Origin of the sequence: Hydrogenophaga intermedia, from assembly GCF_000723405.1 — a bacterium.
Classification (GTDB): domain Bacteria; phylum Pseudomonadota; class Gammaproteobacteria; order Burkholderiales; family Burkholderiaceae_C; genus Hydrogenophaga; species Hydrogenophaga intermedia.
Genome location: NZ_CCAE010000002.1, coordinates 85,897 through 101,262, shown reverse-complemented (window position 1 = coordinate 101,262; position 15,366 = coordinate 85,897). Strand labels below are relative to the sequence as shown.

Annotated in this window: 15 protein-coding genes; 3 read left to right on the top strand and 12 right to left on the bottom strand. The window is 64.8% G+C overall.

What is annotated here, in order from left to right; translation table 11 throughout:
• Positions 1–16: 16 nt before the first annotated feature.
• Genes BN948_RS01905 through BN948_RS01865 form a run of 9 tightly spaced genes read right to left on the bottom strand, consistent with a single transcriptional unit; the run spans position 17 to position 9,209 of the window.
• Entirely contained in the window at positions 17–1,210 is a 1,194-nt protein-coding gene (locus BN948_RS01905; protein WP_009516459.1) for an MFS transporter, read from the bottom strand.
• Positions 1,207–2,370, bottom strand: a complete 1,164-nt coding sequence (locus tag BN948_RS01900) for a deoxyguanosinetriphosphate triphosphohydrolase (protein ID WP_009516458.1) — start codon at positions 2,368–2,370, stop codon at positions 1,207–1,209. Before BN948_RS01900 ends, BN948_RS01905 begins: the two co-directional genes overlap by 4 nt.
• A gap of 60 nt (positions 2,371–2,430) precedes the next feature.
• Positions 2,431–3,555, bottom strand: a complete 1,125-nt coding sequence (gene aroB / locus BN948_RS01895; protein WP_009516457.1) for a 3-dehydroquinate synthase — start codon at positions 3,553–3,555, stop codon at positions 2,431–2,433.
• Positions 3,556–3,600: 45 nt separating this feature from the next.
• The gene (locus BN948_RS25990) at positions 3,601–4,164 is read right to left on the bottom strand and encodes a shikimate kinase (RefSeq protein ID WP_081921855.1); all 564 of its coding nucleotides are present in this window, start codon (positions 4,162–4,164) and stop codon (positions 3,601–3,603) included.
• Complete coding sequence (locus tag BN948_RS01885; RefSeq protein WP_009516455.1) at positions 4,165–6,294, bottom strand: type IV pilus secretin PilQ; 2,130 nt, start codon at positions 6,292–6,294, stop codon at positions 4,165–4,167.
• Positions 6,291–6,833 (bottom strand): pilus assembly protein PilP, encoded by a 543-nt coding sequence (locus tag BN948_RS01880; RefSeq protein ID WP_035620168.1) that lies wholly within the window; start codon positions 6,831–6,833, stop codon positions 6,291–6,293. The genes BN948_RS01885 and BN948_RS01880 overlap by 4 nt, the downstream gene beginning before the upstream one ends.
• Positions 6,830–7,501 (bottom strand): type IV pilus inner membrane component PilO, encoded by a 672-nt coding sequence (locus tag BN948_RS01875; RefSeq protein ID WP_009516453.1) that lies wholly within the window; start codon positions 7,499–7,501, stop codon positions 6,830–6,832. The genes BN948_RS01880 and BN948_RS01875 overlap by 4 nt, the downstream gene beginning before the upstream one ends.
• A gap of 14 nt (positions 7,502–7,515) precedes the next feature.
• Positions 7,516–8,133: a PilN domain-containing protein gene (locus BN948_RS01870; protein ID WP_009516452.1), complete on the bottom strand. Its 618-nt coding sequence runs from the start codon at positions 8,131–8,133 to the stop codon at positions 7,516–7,518.
• A complete protein-coding gene (locus tag BN948_RS01865) occupies positions 8,130–9,209 on the bottom strand; it encodes a pilus assembly protein PilM (RefSeq protein ID WP_035620287.1) in 1,080 nt (359 codons plus the stop codon). Before BN948_RS01865 ends, BN948_RS01870 begins: the two co-directional genes overlap by 4 nt.
• Positions 9,210–9,475: 266 nt before the next feature.
• Here BN948_RS01865 and BN948_RS01860 point away from each other — a divergent pair, with 266 nt between their 5' ends.
• The gene (locus BN948_RS01860; protein WP_050980592.1) at positions 9,476–11,896 is read left to right on the top strand and encodes a penicillin-binding protein 1A; all 2,421 of its coding nucleotides are present in this window, start codon (positions 9,476–9,478) and stop codon (positions 11,894–11,896) included.
• Here the strand turns inward: BN948_RS01860 and cyaY are convergent.
• The gene (cyaY, locus tag BN948_RS01855) at positions 11,886–12,215 is read right to left on the bottom strand and encodes an iron donor protein CyaY (protein ID WP_035620284.1); all 330 of its coding nucleotides are present in this window, start codon (positions 12,213–12,215) and stop codon (positions 11,886–11,888) included. The two genes, BN948_RS01860 and cyaY, sit on opposite strands and share 11 nt — an antisense overlap.
• Here cyaY and lptM point away from each other — a divergent pair.
• Together lptM and lysA are read left to right on the top strand one after the other, a co-directional pair.
• Complete coding sequence (gene lptM, locus BN948_RS27530; protein ID WP_335589143.1) at positions 12,097–12,420, top strand: LPS translocon maturation chaperone LptM; 324 nt, start codon at positions 12,097–12,099, stop codon at positions 12,418–12,420. The genes cyaY and lptM overlap by 119 nt on opposite strands.
• Entirely contained in the window at positions 12,383–13,648 is a 1,266-nt protein-coding gene (lysA, locus tag BN948_RS01850) for a diaminopimelate decarboxylase (protein WP_009516448.1), read from the top strand. The genes lptM and lysA overlap by 38 nt, the downstream gene beginning before the upstream one ends.
• Here the strand turns inward: lysA and BN948_RS01845 are convergent.
• Together BN948_RS01845 and msrP are read right to left on the bottom strand one after the other, a co-directional pair.
• Positions 13,618–14,259 (bottom strand): protein-methionine-sulfoxide reductase heme-binding subunit MsrQ, encoded by a 642-nt coding sequence (locus BN948_RS01845; RefSeq protein ID WP_009516447.1) that lies wholly within the window; start codon positions 14,257–14,259, stop codon positions 13,618–13,620. The genes lysA and BN948_RS01845 overlap by 31 nt on opposite strands.
• Before the next feature lie 88 nt (positions 14,260–14,347).
• Positions 14,348–15,334, bottom strand: coding sequence for a protein-methionine-sulfoxide reductase catalytic subunit MsrP (gene msrP / locus BN948_RS01840; protein ID WP_009516446.1), 987 nt, complete (start codon positions 15,332–15,334; stop codon positions 14,348–14,350).
• Positions 15,335–15,366 lie beyond the last annotated feature (32 nt).

The following is a 15,366-nucleotide window of genomic DNA, read 5'->3' as shown; positions in this document are numbered from 1 at the left end:
GACCCCAATTAAAGCATCAGGCCGGCAGGGTGCGTTGGATGCGGTGCGCGACCCAGAGGCCGAGCAACGAAGCGGCGCCGGTGACGACCCAGGTGAGTTGCCAGCCGCCCATCTGCGTGGCCACCCAGGCCACGAAGGGCGGCCCGACGAACTGACCGAGGGCGGAGAACTGCTGCATCCAGCCCACGGTGGTGGAGATGGTGTCCTCGCCCGGCGCCAAACGGATCGCCAAGCCGAACAGCGTGCCCGGGATGAGACCGCCCAGACCGGAGAACGCGAGGATGGCGAGGTACTGCACCACCGGCACGTCCCGCAGACCGAAGGCCAGCATCGCGCCGAACCCCATGGCGAGGTAGGCGAACCCCATGACGAAGCGGGGACGCCCACCGCGCGCGATCCATCGGCCGGCACCGATGTTGCCAGCCATGTTAACTGCGGCGGCGCCCGCGCTGAGCACGCCGGCCGCCAGGCCCCCAAAGCCCGCCTGTGACAGGATGGTGGGCAGAAATCCCACGACGGCCAGCCACTGTCCCGAATACAGGAAGAACGCCAGGGCGACGAGCCAGGGGCCGGGCGCTGCGAGCGTGCGGCGCACCCGGGGGCCCAGGGGCGCGCCCTGCCCTGCCAGCGCCATGTCGGGTGGCAGGCCGCGCCACAGTGCGACGAGCGCCAGCAGCGAGCACGCGGTCAGGCCCAGCCACACGGCGCGCCACCCCAGCCATTCGATCACTGGCGCCCCCAGCAGCAGCGCCAGCGCGGTACCCAGGGGCATGTAGGCCCCCCACCAGCCCAGGGCTTTGGCCAGCAGGCGCTGATCGGCCACGTGGCGGCGAATCAGGCCCGGCGCCGGCAGCACGGCTAGCAGGAAGCCCAGGCCCTCCAGGGCCCGCGACGCCAACAGGTCGGTGGGTGACAACGCCATCGCGCCCCAGGCACTCCCCACGGCCAGCCCCATCAATCCGAACAACATCACCCGACGCGGCCCGAGGCGGTCGGCAGCCAGGCCCACGAAGAGGCCCAGGGCCATGCCCGCCAGTTGCACCAGCGACAGCAGGAACCCCGCCTGCACCAGACTCACGCCCAGGCCGGATTGCAGGGCGGGAATGGCGACGGGCAGCTTGCCGATGTGCAAGGCGCAGGTGACGCCCACGGCCACCACCAGGGCGGCGGCGCGGACGGCGGCGGGCGAAGACGGGGGCAGGGATGTCATGGGAAGAGAACCGCGCCGAACAGGCGCTCGTGCTCGCGGATGGCGAATCGGTCGGTCATGCCAGCGATGTAGTCCGCCACCGCGCGCTCCAGGTGGCGGCGCTGGCCGTGAGCGTCGGGCATCTCGCCGGGGTCGACGAGGTAGCGGTCGAACAGGTCCTGGATCACCCGGCGCGCGCGGCCGGTGGTTTCGACCACCTGAGGATGGCGGTAGAGGTTGCGGAAAAGGAAGGTTTTGAGCGCCTGGCTGCGCTCACGCATCGAATCCGAGAACGCCACGAGCGCTGGCAAGGCACGCGCTTCGTCGGCGCTGTGCACGCCCGAGCACTCCAGCCGATCGCGCGTCGCCGCGATTACGTCGTACACCTGATCGCTGAGCATGCGCCGGATGCTTTCGAACAGCAACCGCCGTCCCTGCAGGTGAGGGTGTTCCTGCAGAGCCTGGCGCCGGTAGTGGTCGAACAGCTCCACGGTCTCGAGCTGCTCCAGCGTGAGGAGGCCGGAGCGCACGCCGTCGTCAATGTCGTGCGCGTTGTAGGCGATCTCGTCGGCCAGGTTGCACAACTGCGCTTCCAGCGAGGGCGAGCCACCGCGCAGAAAGCGCGTGGCGACGCCGCCTGGCTCCAGACGCTCCAGCCGCTCGGCGTTGCGGCGCGAACAGTGTTTGAGGATGCCCTCGCGCGTTTCAAAGGACAGGTTCAAGCCATCGAACGCGGGGTATCGCTCCTCGAGTTCATCTACCACGCGCAGGCTCTGCAGGTTGTGCTCGAAACCCCAGCCATCGGGAGCGCGACCATCAGGGCTCAGCGCCTGCAGGGCCTCATGCAGCGCGTCCTGGCCCGCGTGGCCGAACGGTGTGTGCCCGAGGTCGTGCGCCAGCGCCACCGCCTCGACCAGGTCTTCGTTGAGACGCAGCGATCGGGCAATGCTGCGGCCGAGTTGGGCGACTTCCAACGAGTGCGTGAGGCGGGTGCGAAACAGATCACCCTCGTGGTTGAGGAAAACCTGCGTCTTGTAGACCAGCCGGCGAAAGGCGGTGGAATGGATGACCCGGTCACGGTCGCGCTGGTAGTCGGTGCGCGTGGGCGCAGGCGGCTCCGGGTGACGCCGTCCGCGGCTGCGCGCCGGGTCGCTCGCGTACGGCGCGAGGTCAAAGTTCACCGAAAGACCTCCGTGCTGCGCACTGCGGAGCTGAGCGCCCTGGGAACGGCCCGGCGGCACTCATGCTGGCTGGCAACTGCGCGCAATCACGTCGGCCACCACTGCGTCGCTGGCCGGCCTGAGCGAAGCATGACCCGGCGGGTCGATCAGTACGAAGCGGATCTCGCCTGCCTCGGCCTTCTTGTCGACGCGCATGAGTTCCAGGTAGCGATCGGCGTTGCGCGAAGGGTCGAGCACCGGTGCGACCACCGGAAGCCCGGCCCGCTTGACCAGGGTGTTCAGCCGCGTCACGAAGGCCGCATCGACCAGGCCCAGGGCCTGCGACAGCCGCGCGGCCATCACCATGCCACAGCCCACGGCCTCACCATGCAACCAGGCGCCATACCCCATGCCGGCCTCGATCGCATGGCCGAAGGTGTGGCCGAAGTTCAGGACGGCGCGCACACCTGACTCACGCTCATCGGCCCCCACCACCTGGGCCTTGATCTCACAGCTTCGCCGCACGGCGTGCGCCAGGCTCATCGGATCGCGCAACATGAGCGCATCGATGTTGTCTTCGATCCAGTCGAGGAAGGCCATATCAGCGATCGGCCCGTACTTGATGATCTCGGCCATGCCGGCACTGAACTCGCGATCGGGTAGCGAACGCAGCACGTCCAGGTCGCACACCACCTTCAAGGGTTGGTGGAAGGCGCCGATCATGTTCTTGCCCATGGGGTGGTTGATGCCCGTCTTGCCTCCCACCGACGAATCCACCTGCGCCAGCAAGGTGGTGGGCACCTGAACGAAGGACACGCCACGCATGTAGCAGGCAGCTGCGAACCCGGTCATGTCGCCCACCACGCCGCCGCCGAGCGCGTAGAGCACGGTCTTGCGGTCGCAACCGGCCTCAAGCAGGTGATCAAATATGGTCTGCAAGGTGAGCCACTGCTTGTGAGACTCGCCATCGGGCAGTACCACGTTCAGCACGCGCTCGTGGCGCGACTGAAGTGCCCCACGCAGGGTCGACAGGTACAAGGGCGCCACCACCTCATTGGTAACGATCACACCCGTACTCGCGCGGGGCACATCGGCGAAGGTTTCGCTCCGACCGATCAGGTCGGCACCGATGTCAATGTCGTAGCTGCGATCGCCCAGGTCGATGCGAACGCGTTGTGTCTTGGTGATCGGAGCAGCGGGCAGCATGTTCCGAGTGTATGCCGGCCCTCGTCGTGCCCCGATGCGAGACGTTCAAGGAGCCGGCGGCTGGCCGCTGTGTGAGCCGTTGGACACCCATCCGGCCAATTCCAGCTGCATCAGGATCATGTTGACCAGTGTCGCCACGGAAGGGCGACCCGTGTCGATGGCAAAGTGCGACGTCTCGGCATACAGAGGATGCCGCAGGGTGTACAGATCCTTGAGCCTGACCAGAGGATCGGCCACTTGCAGCAGGGGGCGGTGACGATCATTGCGCAAGCGGCGGAAGAGATCTTCCGGCGTTGAGCGCAAGTACACCACACGACCGCGGTCGTGCAGACAGGCACGGTTTTCCGGACGCAATACGGCACCGCCGCCAGTGGCCACCACCGCCTGGGGGCCACCGGTGACTTCGTCAATGACCTGAGCTTCAAGGTCCCGGAACGCCGCCTCCCCTTCACGATCGAAATACGCCCGGATGCTCGATCCGATGCGCTGTTCGATCACCTGATCGGAGTCGATGAAGGGCAAACCCAGTCGACGGGCCAGTTGGCGCCCGACGGTGGATTTGCCTGATCCTGGCAGCCCGACCAGAAAAACCGACTGCGAGGCGTTCAATTAGTTGATGGCGGTGCGCCCCAGAACGCGCGGGGTGATGAAGATCAGCAACTCGGAGCGCTGATCCAGCTGGTTGCGCGACTTGAACAGGTTGCCCACGCCAGGGAGGTCGCCCAGCAGCGGCACCTTCTGGATCTCGTTGCGCTCGGTACGCTCGAAGATGCCGCCGATCACTACCGTACCGCCATTCTCGACCAGCACTTGCGTTTGCACATGTTTGGTATCGATCGCAATACCTTCCGCCGTGGTCTCGCCTCGGGTGTCCTTGTTCACGTCGAGGTCGAGAATGATGTTGCCTTCAGGGGTGATCTGCGGCGTCACTTCGAGCTTGAGGTTGGCCTTGCGGAACGCGATGGCCGTCGCGCCACTGGAGGTGGCCGTCTGGTACGGGAATTCCGTGCCCTGCTCGATGAGCGCCTTGACCTGATCGGCCGTGACTACGCGGGGGCTGGACACCACTCGCCCCTTGCCGTCGGATTCGAGGGCCGAGATCTCCAGGGCCAGGAAGCGCGACGCGTTCGGGCTGAACAGCGACAGGGCATAGGACGCGGCTTGGCCGGACGGCGGCAGAGCAGGCAGATTCACAAAGGGCGAGGACGTCAGCGCTGGGCCGGTTGTCACGGCCGAGTAGTTGCTGCCGAAGTTGCCCCGCACGGGATTGCCATTGGCGGAGCCGGCGCTGAAATCTCGGACGCCGCCGCCCAGGCGCACACCGATGGACTTGCTGAAGTCGTCGTCGGCCTCCACGATGCGCGCCTCGATCAGCACCTGGCGAATCGGGATGTCAAGTTTGGTAATCAGCCCCTGTACCTGCTCCAAGCGCGAAGGGATGTCCGTCACAAACAACTGATTGGTGCGCGGTTCGGCGATCACACTGCCCCGAGGAGACAGAATGCGCGCATTGCCAGAGCCGCTCGATGAACCACTGGCGGACCCCGTCCCTGAGGTCAGTTGCGTGGCGATATCAGCCGCCTTGGCGTAGTTCATCTGGAACGACTGCGTACGGACTTGCTCCAGGCTCTCCACCGTGGCGCGCGCCTCAAGTTCTTGCTTCTCTCTCGCCGCGATCTCGTCGCGCGGTGCAATCCATAGCACGTTGCCCGACTTGCGAAGACCCAGACCTTTGGCCTGCATGATGATGTCAAGCGCCTGATCCCAGGGCACGTCCTTCAGGCGCAAGGTCACCGAACCAGAGACGGAGTCGGACGTCACGATATTGAAGTTCGTGAAATCGGCGATGACCTGCAACAAGGCGCGAACCTCGATGTTCTGGAAATTCAGCGACAGCTTCTCGCCTGTGTAACCGGGACCCTGGCTGAGCTTGTTCGGATCGACCCGCTGCTCGCGCACCTCGAGCACGAACTGGTTGTCGCTTTGGTACGCTGAGTGCTCCCAATTACCCACCGACGACACCACCATGCGCACACGATCACCGGTCTGCGTGGTCGTCACCGATTGCACCGGCGTACCGAAGTCGGTCACGTCCAGCCGACGACGCAAACCCTCAGGCAGGGAGCTCTTCAGGAACTCCACGACCAATCCAGTACCTTGTTGCCGAATGTCAACGCCCACCTGGTTGTTCGGCAACTCGACCACCACGCGGCCGGTGTTGCCGGTACCGCGACGGAAGTCGATGTCGCGCAAGGCGCTAACGTCCAGATTGCGGCTCTCCGCAAAATGGGTCGGCGGATTGGTTTGCGCCGTAACCGCCTCCGGACGCTCCATCACCACGAGCAGACTGCTGCCTTCCACGCGCGTCTGGAACTGCGCGGGTTGCTTGAGGTTGATCACCACGCGCGTGCGGTCACCGGCCTGGACCACCGTGGCAGAGCGGAGATTGCCCTCGTTGATGTCCACCGTGCTGCGCCCCATGGCATTGGCGACGCCCGGGAAATCAAGCGCAATGCGGGCTGGTGATTGCACCGAAAAACTCGACGGCGTCGCCTTCAGTGGTTCCGACAGATTGATCCGGATCACCTCGGCACCACTCTGGATGCCACCGGTCACGGACTGGATGGCGGTTTGCGCCTGAGCCCAGCACGCCGACAAGACGAGACCGAGAACCAGCCCCCCCTTGACCATCCTCCGCCCCCACGCTGTTCCAGCGGTCGCCTGTTCTGGCTTGTTCATTTAGCGTCCTCTACTAACTGCAGCGCCGTGGGGCGCTCGATCCATTCACCCGACGGGTCTTGAACGATTTCGCGCAAGGCAATCTCGGTTTCGGTGATGCGGGTCACGCGCCCGAAGTTCTGTCCAAGGTACTGCCCCTGACGAACTTGGTACAGCAAACGATCCACTTTGATGAGCGCCACCAACTGGCCAGAGCGGTCCAGGCTGCCGACCATGGTCATGGAGTCCAGGGGAAATGCTTCAAGCGGTTGCCGCCGGCGTGCCAGTTCCGGTTCGATCAGCGCGGCGTTCGCTGCGGTTGCCGTTTGTGTACCGCGCAGCAAGCTGGCCAGCTTCTCCGTGCTGAACGGCGGGGTCTCACGTTCAACACTATACGGCTGGGGCTCGAAGCGCGTGGGCTCGGGAATGGGTTTTACCGAAGGTTTGATTGAATTGCGCTCAGCCTGCATCCAGGACCGCAACTCGTCCTGACCGGACGACGTGCATCCGGCAAGAACAACGACCGAAGCACACAGGAAGTACGGTGCGAGGCGCTTCACTTCTTCGCCCCTTTCGCTTTTTGCTGCGCGGCCACTTCCTCGGGATCGAGATACCGGAAGGTCTTGGCCACGCCATCCATCGTCAGATACCCCTCGCGATTGGCAATGGGCGCGAGGCTGAGGTTGTTCAAGGTGACGATTCGAGACAGATTGGCGATATCCGCAGCAAAGAGGCCGATGTCGTGGTAGCTCCCGGTAACGCGAATGGCAATGGGGAGTTCGGCGTAGTACTCCCGCACCACGATCTGCCCCGGACGGAACAACTCGAACTGCAGGCTGCGGCCAAGGCCAGCCTGGTTGATATCGGAGAGCAAGGCATCCATTTCGGCTTTGCTGGGCAGTTGCTTTTCCAACTGCGTCACGTACTGCTGCACCTGCTCCAGTTGCTTGCGCAGGGCGTCCAGGTTGACCGCTTGCACCAGCTTGCTTCGATAGGAGGTGCGCAGCTGTTCCTCCCGCGCCTTCTCCGCGACCAGCTCCTCGTCAACCCCTTTGAGCCAGAAGAACCAGAGTGCCGCCACAACGCCCACGCAGACCGCCACGAACAGCAGATTGCGTGGCAGCGCTGGCCACATGGACGGGTCGTTCGGATCAAGCCCCGTGAACTGGGCGCGCAGCCTGTCCTGCACGCCCTTCAGGTCAATATTTATGTTCGGTTTCTTCGCCATTACGCCACCCTGGATCAGACTTTGCCTGCGGCAGGCGCCGTGGCTGGCGTTGCGGGCGTCGCCGGCGCTGCCGCTGGTTTGCGCAATGTCACGCGCATGGTGAAGTTGGCCACGCGGCGCGCATCGGCGCCACTGATGGCGGCATTGGCCGATACGATTTCCACCAACTCGGGGCGAGTCAAGGCCGGGCTGTTGTTCGAGAGGTTCCGCAGGAGTTCGGAAACGCGCTCCTGGGACTGTGCAGTTCCAGTCATGAGCACGCTCATGTTCTCCTGCTTCATCGAGCGCAGAAAAACACCTTCGGGCAACTGACTGACGAGTTCTTCCAACAAGTACACAGGCAGGTTTCGCCCGGCCTGCAGGTCCTCCACTGCTGTCTGGCGCGCACGCAAGGACGCAATCTGCTGCTGCAAGGTCGCGATGTCCTTGATCTCCGCGTCCAGCTTGGCGATCTCCTGGGTAAGAAACAGGTTGCGTTCCTGCTGCGAGGAGATCTGCCCCTGATACCACGTGAAGATGGCGCCACCAATGATGCCGCCCAGCAAGGCCGACAGGCCCAGTTGCGTGTAGAACTGCTCTTTCTGTCGCTTGCGCGCTGCCTCACGGTGAGGCAGCAGGTTGATGAGGATCATTGGTAGAACCTCCGCAGCGCCAGGCCGGTGGACGTCAGATAGGCTGGCGCTTCGCGAGAGATCTTTCGCGCCTGAATCGAGGAACCCAGTTCCATGGCATCAAACGGATTGATCAGCATGCACGCGAACGAGGTCTGATGCGTCACCGCTTCGGTCAACCCCAGCAAGGCGGCACTGCCGCCCGCCAGCAGGATGTGATCGATCTTGTTGTATGGCGTGCTCGTGAAGAAAAACTGCAGGGCACGTCCGACCTCCTGGGACATGCTCTCGATGAAGGGTTCGAGCACGGCGCTCTGATAATCCTCGGGCAGATCCCCCGACCGCTTCTTGGCTTCCGCCTCATCAGGGGAAAACCCGTACTGGCGGATGATGAGCTGAGTCAGTTGCCCGCCGCCGAAGGCTTGGTCACGCTCGTAGAGCACCTCATCGTTGCGAATGACCTGAAGGCTGGTGGTCATCGAGCCGATTTCGAACAATGCCACCAGTGCGTCAACGCCCTGGTTCGGCAATGTCTCGATGACCCGGCCAGCGGCCAAGCGGGAAGCGTAGGACTCCACATCCATCACCACCGGCTTGAGCCCGGCCGCCTCAGCCAGACCTTGGCGATCGGAGACCTTCTCCTTGCGAGAGGCAGCGATCAACACTTCGACGTCGCCCACGGAAGTGGCGCTGGGACCGACCACGCAGAAATCGAGGCTCACCTCATCAAGTGAGAACGGGATGTACTGGTTCGCTTCCGACTCGACCTGGGCCTCAAGCTCCTTGTCGCTCATGCCACCAGGGAGGACGATTTTTTTGGTGATCACGGCCGAGGCGGGAAGGGCCAGTGCCACGTTCCTGGTCTTGCTGCCGCTCTTGCGGACCACACGCCGCACGGCATCGGCGACCTCATCGAACTTTTCGATGTTGCCATCGGTGATCCAACCGCGTTCCAGCGGCTCCATGGCACACCGCTCCAGCACGAACTCGCCCGCGCGGTTGCGACTGAGTTCCACGAGCTTGACGCTCGACGTGCTCACGTCAATGCCCAGCAAGGGCGCCGGTTCTCGGCTGAAAAGCGATCCCATTGAGATCAAGATGGCCCCCAAATCGCGTGGCGCGTTACCACACCAGACTTAAGAAATCACTTCAATGCTAGCAGTAAGCCCATTGAGCGGCAAAGATTTATTGCCAAACGCACAATTCGAAACGTTGTCAAAAGCCGACGGGACAAGCGCCCGACATGACGGACTGAACGCCCTTCGACAAACCTGATCCGACACCCACATCCACCCGTTCCGGTGATTCAATGTCGGCGTCCAGGCCGACTTCTAAAATGCGGGACGTTTCAGTTTCAGTTCGCATGCCCCAAGAATCCAAGTCCTCTCAAGCAGGCACTGCGAAGGCAGTATCTGCGGCCCCTCGCACACTCATCTGGATCGGTCGCTTGGTGGTGGCTGTAGCCGGACTGGCGGCGGCGGGTGTTGCAGCTTTGTTGGTGGCCGTTGGAATCGCTCTGGCGGTGGCCTATCCCAACCTGCCCGACGTCACCGGCCTGGCCGACTACCGCCCCAAACTTCCCTTGCGTGTGCTCGCGGTGGATGGGCAACTCATCGGCGAATTCGGCGAAGAGCGACGCAACCTGCTGACGATCGACCAGATCCCCGATGTGATGAAGAACGCGGTGCTGGCCATCGAGGATGCGCGCTTCTTCGAGCACAGCGGTGTGGACTACCGCGGCATGGTGCGGGCTGCGTTGGCCAACCTGCGTGAAGCCAAAAGCCAGGGGGCCTCCACCATCACGATGCAGGTGGCACGCAACGTGTACCTGTCCGCAGAGAAGAGCTACACGCGCAAGATCTACGAGGTGCTGCTTACGTTCAAGCTGGAGCACATGCTCACCAAGGAGCAGATTCTCGAGATCTACATGAACCAGATCTTTCTGGGCCGGCGGGCCTATGGCTTCGCCTCGGCATCGCAGATCTACTTCGGCAAGCCGCTGCAGAACGTGACCATCGCCGAAGCCGCGATGCTGGCGGGCCTGCCGCAGGCACCCTCGGCCTACAACCCGGTGCGCAATCCCAAGCGCGCCCGCGCGCGCCAGCTGTACATCATCGATCGCATGGTGGAGAACGGCTTCATCACGCCCGACCAGGCCGAGCAAGCCAAGGCGCAGGAGATCAAGCTGCATCGTGGCGCGCAGGAAGAAGGCCTGCACGCGGAGTTCGCCGCCGAAATGGTTCGCCAGGCAATCGTGGCCCAGTATGGCGAGGCCGCGTACACGCGAGGACTCGTGGTGTCGACGACCATCGATCCCCGAGCACAGGAGGCTGCGTACCGTGCGGTGCGCCAGGGCGTTCTGGACTACGAGCGTCGGCAGTTCTACCGCGGCCCCGAGCTGTTCATCAATCTGCCGGAAGACCCGCAGGAGCGCGACACGGCCATCGACGAGGCCCTCGCCGAGCGCCCCGACAACGGCGATCTGCTGTCGGCGGTGGTACTGGAAGCGAGTGCGCGCAAAGTCGTGGTGATGCGCCAGGACGGTGAGCCGATCGAGATCACCGGCGAAGGCCTCAAGCCGGTGCAAAGCGGCCTGTCGGACAAGGCAGGGCCCAACATCAAGCTGCGCCCGGGTGCGGTGGTGCGCATCGTCAGGGTCGGCGACAAATCCTGGCGCGTGACGCAACTGCCCGAGGTGGAATCCGCTTTCGTGGCGCTGGATCCGCGCAACGGCCGAATCGCAGCAGTCATCGGCGGCTTCGATTTCAACAAGAACAAGTTCAACCACGCCACCCAGGCCTGGCGTCAACCGGGGTCGAGCTTCAAGCCTTTCATCTACTCCGCCGCGCTGGAAAAAGGCCTCACGCCGATGACGGTGGTCAACGACGCGCCATTGTTCTATTCCGCAGCGGAAACCGGTGGCAAGCCCTGGGAGCCGAAGAACTACGATGGGCAGTTCGATGGTCCGATGTCGGTGCGCCGCGCGCTGGCGAAGTCGAAGAACATGGTATCGATTCGCGTCCTGCAGTTGGTGGGCACACAGAACGCCCAGAGCTGGGTGACGCGCTTCGGCTTTGATGCGGAAAAGCATCCACCCTTCCTCACGATGGCCCTGGGCGCGGGCGCAGTAACGCCGCTGCAGATGGTCTCGGCCTATTCAGTGTTCGCCAACGGCGGGCATCGCGTCTCACCCGTACTCATCACGCGGGTGACCGACGCACGGGGCCGCGTGCTGTTCGAGGCACCGCAGACCACACTGGACAACGCGCCGCGCGCGATAGAGCCGCGCAACGCATTCATCATGAACAGCCTGCTGCAAGAAATCACCCGGTCGGGCACGGCCGCTCGCGCGCAGGCCATCCTCAAGCGGCCCGATCTGTACGGCAAGACCGGTACCACGAACGACGCGGTAGACGCCTGGTTCGTCGGCTACCAGCCCACGCTCGCCGCCGCAGCCTGGGTGGGCTACGACACGCCACGCAACCTGGGCAGCCGCGAAACCGGTGGCGGCCTCGCATTGCCGATGTGGATTTCCTTCATGCAGGAGATGCTCAAGGACGTGCCCGTGACCACCTACAGCGCACCGCCGGGTGTGGTCAACATCGGTGGCGAGTGGTACTACGAAGAGTACGGTCCGGGCAACGGGGTACACGGCTTGGGCCTGGCGGACCCTTGGCCGGGGGCGCCCAACGGCACTACGGTCGATCCCAATGGCGTGCCCGTTCCGGCACCGCTGCCACCGGTGGAGAACCGGCGCAGCATCCTCGACCTGTTCAGAAACTGAAGTTCAGCGGCTCGCCCGATTGCTCGCTCGCGTAGCGCGAGAGATTGGCGAAGAATTCGCCATTGCCCTTCGTGTCCATCCAGGCGCGCCCGTCGTGTTTGTAGTGGAAGCCCCCGGCCCGCGCGGCCATCCACACCTCGTGCAGCGGCTTCTGCAGGTTGATGACGATCTGGCTTCGGTTGGCGAAGGTCAGGGTGATCATGCCGCCCACGCGCTGGTTGTCGATGTCCGCGTCGGTGTCTTCGTTGATGCGATCGCAGTTCAGCTCGATGGCGCGCAACAGGGCCTCGGCGCGATCCTGGTATTCGAGGTCGGTCATTACAATGCGCAGGATGTTTGGGTGGCTGCGCATTCTAGGTTCCTGCTCCGGCCCCGCTCGGGTCATGGCCTTGTCGCTGGTGCTGTCGGGCTTGGTGGCGTGCGGACAAAGGGGCCCGCTGTACCTGCCGCCCGCCAAAACCCCCGAGTCCACACCCAAGCCCGCCAATGCCCCTGCCCGCCTTCCTGACACAACGCCACGGTGAACTGCACGTCGAGGACGTGAGCCTCGACGCCCTGGCCCGGGCCCACGGCACCCCGCTCTTCGTGTACAGCAAGGCCGCCATGCTGCAGGCCCTGGGTGCTTACCAGCGCGGCCTCGCAGGGCGAGCTCACCTCATCTGCTACGCCATGAAGGCCAATTCGTCGCTGGCCATTCTGCAGACGCTGGTGCGCGCGGGCTGCGGGCTCGACATCGTCTCGGGCGGTGAGCTGGAGCGCGCGCTCGCGGCTGGCTGCGCGCCGGAGCGCATCATCTTCTCGGGCGTGGGCAAGACCCGTGCCGAGATGCGCCGCGCACTGGCAGTCGGCATCGGCTGCTTCAACGTGGAAAGCCGCGCCGAGCTGGCCGTACTCGACGAAGTCGCGCGCGCCGCCGGCCGACGCGCCCGCGTGAGCATCCGCGTCAACCCCGATGTGGACGCGCGAACGCACCCCTACATCTCCACCGGCCTGAAGGACAACAAGTTCGGCATCGCGCACGACGAGGTGATCGACACCTACCGCCAGGCCGCAGCCTGTGAAAGCCTCGACGTGGTCGGCATCGACTGCCACATCGGCTCGCAGATCACGCAGGCCGGGCCGTACCTGGACGCGCTCGAGCGCGTGCTTGACCTGGTCGAAGCGATCGAGCTCACGGGCACCCGCCTTCATCACATCGACTTCGGCGGTGGTCTGGGCATCGACTATCACGGCGACACGCCGCCTGCTGCCGATGAACTGTGGGCGAAGCTGCTGCAGCGTCTGGATGTGCGTGGCTTTGGCGATCGCCAGATCATGATCGAGCCGGGCCGCTCTATCGTGGGCAACGCCGGCGTGTGCCTCACCGAGGTGCTTTACCAAAAGCCCGGCGAGCACAAGAACTTCCTGATCGTGGATGCGGCCATGAACGATCTGCCGCGCCCCGCGATGTACCAGGCCTACCACCGCATCGAACCAGTTCGATCGCGGACCGATACCACCGCGCTCACCTGGGACGTGGTGGGCCCGGTCTGCGAAAGCGGCGACTGGCTGGGACGCGATCGCGAGCTGGCCGTGCAGCCGGGCGACGTGCTCGCCGTGCTGTCGGCTGGCGCCTACTGCATGAGCATGGCCAGCAACTACAACACGCGCGGCCGCGCGGCCGAGGTGCTGGTCGACGGCGCCCAGGCCACGGTGATCCGCCAGCGCGAAACGGCTGCCGATCAGATGCGGCTGGAGACGCCCCTGCCCTGATGCGCGCGCCAGCGCCGCCAGGCGCGCCAACCCAGCAGCGTGCCCAGGATGGCCGCGTACACCGCGACCTCGTTGAAGTCGTTCTTGCCTGCCCGCATCCAGAAGAAATGCAGGACCGCGAGCCCGGCCACTGCATACACCAGGCGGTGCAGCCGCTGCCAACGCGGGGCCCCCAGGGCACGGATGGCGCGGTTGAAGGAGGTGGCTGCCAAGGCCAGCAACATCAACCAGGCCAGCGTGCCCACCAGGATGAAGGGCCGCTTGGGGATGTCGGCGACCACCTCGGCCCAGTCGAAACCCATGTCGAACCAGACGTAGGCCAGCCAGTGCAGCGTGGCGTAGAAGAACACGAACAGGCCCAGCATGCGCCGAAAGCGTGCCAGCGCCGGCCAACCCAGCGCCACGCGCAGCGGCGTCACCAGCAGCACCAGCACCAGGGCGCGCAAGGTCCAGTCACCCAGGGCGCGGATCAGCGCCTCGGCGGGGTTCGCGCCCAGGCGATCGGCCACTGCGGCCCAGACCAGCCAGGCGAAGGGCAGCAGCCAGACCGTGAACACCAGCGGCTTGGCCAGTGGGTGCAACAAGGCCCGCTGGACCTCGGCTCGGCTCATGAGATCCGGCGCAGGGCGGCCCCAAGCCGGATCAGCTCCCTCGGGGGCAGCGACCCGCGCAGCGGCTCAGCGTGTGGGTTCATGATGCTCAGTAGAACTTGCGCAGGTCCATGCCCGCGTAGAGCTGGCCCACCTGCGCCTCGTAGCCGTTGAACATGAGCGTCTCGCGGCGCTTGGCGAACAGGCCGCTGCCTTCGCCAATGCGCCGCTCGGTGGCCTGACTCCAGCGCGGGTGCGCCACCGTCGGGTTGACGTTGGAGAAGAAGCCGTATTCCTGCGGCGCCGCGAGGTTCCACGAGGTGCGGGGCATTTGCTCCACGAAGCGGATCTTCACGATGGACTTGCCGCTCTTGAAACCATACTTCCACGGCACCATCAGGCGCACGGGCGCACCGTTCTGGTTGGGTAGCACCTCGCCATACATGCCGAAGGCCAGCAGCGCCAACGGGTGCTGCGCCTCGTCCAGGCGCAGGCCCTCCACGTAGGGCCAGTCGAGCACGTTGGAACGCAAGCCGGGCATCTGCTGCCGGTCGGCCAGGGTCACGAACTCCACGTACTTGGCGCTACCCTGCGGCTCCACGCGCTTGATGAGTTCGGCCAGCGAATAGCCCTGCCAGGGAATCACCATGGACCAGCCCTCGACGCAGCGCAGGCGGTAGATGCGCTCTTCCATGGGAGCCAGCTTGAGCAGTGCGTCGAGGTCGAAGCGGCCGGGCTTGTTCACCAGCCCCTCGACCTCAACCGTCCAGGGCCGCGGCTTGAGCTTGCCGGCGTAGGCCACCGGGTCGCTCTTGTCGGTGCCGAATTCGTAGAAGTTGTTGTAGCTGGTGACGTCTTCGTAGCTGGTGGCCTTCTCCATCGTGGTGGCGCCGGCCACCGTGGACGCCTTGCCCGGCAGCGGCGCCAGCTTGCCGGGCCGCTGGGCAGACTGTGCCCAGGCGTCGCGCGAGGCCCAGGCCACGCCCGCGGCGGCCAGGCCGGCCAGCCACTGCCGGCGCTGCAGGTAGGCGCCGCGCGAGGTGATCTCGCTGCTGCGCGGGTGGACGAAACCGTCCCGGTCGGTTCGGATGATCATGGCAGTGTTCCCCGAAAGAGCGCGGGCGCGAA